This is a genomic window from Erythrobacter sp. QSSC1-22B (assembly GCF_001678665.1).
Taxonomy (GTDB): domain Bacteria; phylum Pseudomonadota; class Alphaproteobacteria; order Sphingomonadales; family Sphingomonadaceae; genus Qipengyuania.
This window is the reverse complement of the sequence record NZ_LZRP01000027.1, coordinates 1-2,502: the sequence shown is the minus strand read 5'-3', so window position 1 is coordinate 2,502 and position 2,502 is coordinate 1. Positions and strand designations below refer to the sequence as shown.

2 protein-coding genes are annotated in these 2,502 nt (G+C 53.0%); one reads left to right on the top strand and one right to left on the bottom strand.

Annotation, left to right across the window (positions count from 1 at the left end):
- Window positions 1–217 precede the first annotated feature (217 nt).
- The gene (locus A9995_RS15650; RefSeq protein ID WP_067614729.1) at window positions 218–1,540 is read right to left on the bottom strand and encodes an O-antigen ligase; all 1,323 of its coding nucleotides are present in this window, start codon (window positions 1,538–1,540) and stop codon (window positions 218–220) included.
- Between the two features lie 746 nt (window positions 1,541–2,286).
- Between A9995_RS15650 and A9995_RS17480 the strand changes: the two genes are divergently transcribed.
- Window positions 2,287–2,502 (top strand): hypothetical protein (locus A9995_RS17480; RefSeq protein ID WP_233998271.1); only part of this gene is annotated, 216 nt, incomplete at its 3' end.

The window sequence follows — 2,502 nt, the reverse complement described above, 5'->3', positions numbered from 1 at the left end:
GCTACCTATCCGCGCAAGGCGGCCCTCGCCGGATGGATACCCTATGACGCAATAGGTGGGCAGAGCAGCGGCTCCACTCAAGACAGCGGGTCGCAAGGTGACAACCACCCTAAGCGTACTGCTTACTGAGCGACCCGAAGTTTGGCCTGCGCACCGTGACGCCCACCCCAACTATTTCGCCGATAGAAGTGGCGTAACGCAACAGTCCCACCTGTCCTCACACTTGAAATTCCGGAACTTGTTTCACCGGGCCTGGGCGATTTCTGGCTTCCCTCCGACGTGCTTTTGCTAGGCCACCTATTATTCCGAGTCCGATAGCGAAAAGGTACTGAAAAGGAAAAAGGAAGAATATCCATTCGTACAAGCTATGTGCCGCCATTACAATCATAGCGACAGTGGCCCCAAGAACTACATCCCCACGTGGATCCATACGGCGAGAGAAAGCGAACCGAAGCCCAATAACAATCGGACTAGCAAACAATCCGATAAGGGCAAGCAACCCGAGCCAACCTGTTTCCGCCGCTGCAAGAAGGTACGTATTATGCACATGCGTCGACAAATTACCCCCTCCCCAGCTTACACCTGCCGCTTCGGAGTAGCCGCCAGAGTTTGCAACCACTACATATTGATTTGCACCTACCCCGAAGGGATTCGCTTCCCACATGAGGCGTGCAGCATCTTCAAATGTCTCCCGTGCCAAATCACTAGATTCGGATGCCTCACCCTCCAGTCGCTTCTCGATTCCGCTGATCATCAGGGGCGAAACCAAGACCAGAATCGCAACTGCCGCACCTATTATCTTCCACTTGAGGGCTGTTGGTCGTCGCATAAGCGAAAGAAGAAACAAGAGGCTCGCGCCTATTATGATGAACCCAATCGTACCCCTCGACGCTCCAAGTGCTACCGTCAAAAGCGCCGCTGCCACACCGGCAATTAGCATCCGATTTTTTTGACCGGCGAGCAGCATCGCAAGCAAAGGGAGGGTCACAAAGTGTAGCATCATACCCAACAGATTCTGATGCCCGAGCGTACCCGCCGCTTGAAAGGTCCCGGACAACCGCTGATCGACGGCCACTATCGCTTGGATGATCGCTCCCAGAGCTAAGCCAGTTGCTATCCAACGAAGACCTGACTCATCTTGAACGACCGCAGACACCGCTACAAATACAGCCAATACACGGATTAGCTGAAACACGTAGAAGAGAGAACTTTGCGCGCTCGGAGAGAGGAATACCGAAACGCCGACAGCGAACAAGTACGCTAAAAGGGGCCAGCGTAATGGAAGGCCCCTCCAAAGATTGCGATGAGACAGCAAAATTGCCACGGCAAGGCTATCAACCGCCGTGATCACCATTCCCTTTGCGTACCCGGGCCAGCCGGCCCAATTTATGAGTGCTGCGTCTAAGTTCGCCCATCCGGAAATAAAGGGAAGAAGACCGATGAGCACATAAGCATACTTACGATGAGCACGACTCTTCAGAATTGTCATAAATAGCGGAATCATTAGCAGCAGAATTGCAGCTGCTATCAGGCTCATCATAGTGTTAAACCTTTAAATTCAAGGCGGCTGGCGAGCTGCTGCAGCCCAATAAGGTGACCAAGCTGCAGAAGGAACTCTTATAAACGATCCAGAAGGACTGCGTCCGTGATGATTTCACGATGCTGCGCGCCTTCTGCTGATATTGATGCCTGCCTTCGATTGAGGGTCAAAGCAACAATCCTGTGGGGTATGAGTGAGAAGGTATGGTGTTGATCCCATGTTATCTCGCTTGAGCATTGCTCCCCAGGCTCGATCTGGCAGGATCGGTGGAGAGCTTATCGCCAAACTTCCAGCGCCCCTGACACAGGGCCGAGCAATCTTGGTAGCGGTCAAGCCTTATGGGAAAATAGGGGCGCTCCTATTCTGAGTCAGTCCCGCAACTACCGATACCTTCACACCAAGGCGCGCTCAATCGATCCTAGACCAAACGATCAGGAAAGTCGTGAGGCAGCATCTCATCGCTCCGCAGAGAGGGGCCCGGACCGTCGCTCTAGCAACCATCACTCTTTCACCGCATGAGATATGCGGGCGATGAAGCCCCGGCTAGCAACCTGAGGCATCCAGCGGGTATCTTGGGGCATGCGTAGCTCTGTCCGAGTCCGCTTCTTATCCCCAATCCATCTTCTTACGCGGCCCAGTGGATTACAAAATCCCGAATTTGGATAGGTTTGCCTTTCTAATGCGGGCTTGCGCAACCGCGGTTGAGCGAAACACGAGAGCCTCAATTATCTTGCATTGTTTAACACATGCTTGGTAGTGCATTTCATCAAATGCAAACGTCCACCATTTTTCGAGTTGTCATCGCCGCCCTAGCTATTTTGGGCCCACTTGGCTCCGGCACGGAGAATGCTGAACTAGGCGGTGGTCCTACGCACAAGCTAGCGCCGAAACTCTCTTTGAATGGCTTTGGCTCGGGTGGAGACCAGACGACTACTCAAGATGCAGCTGAATCCTATTTATTT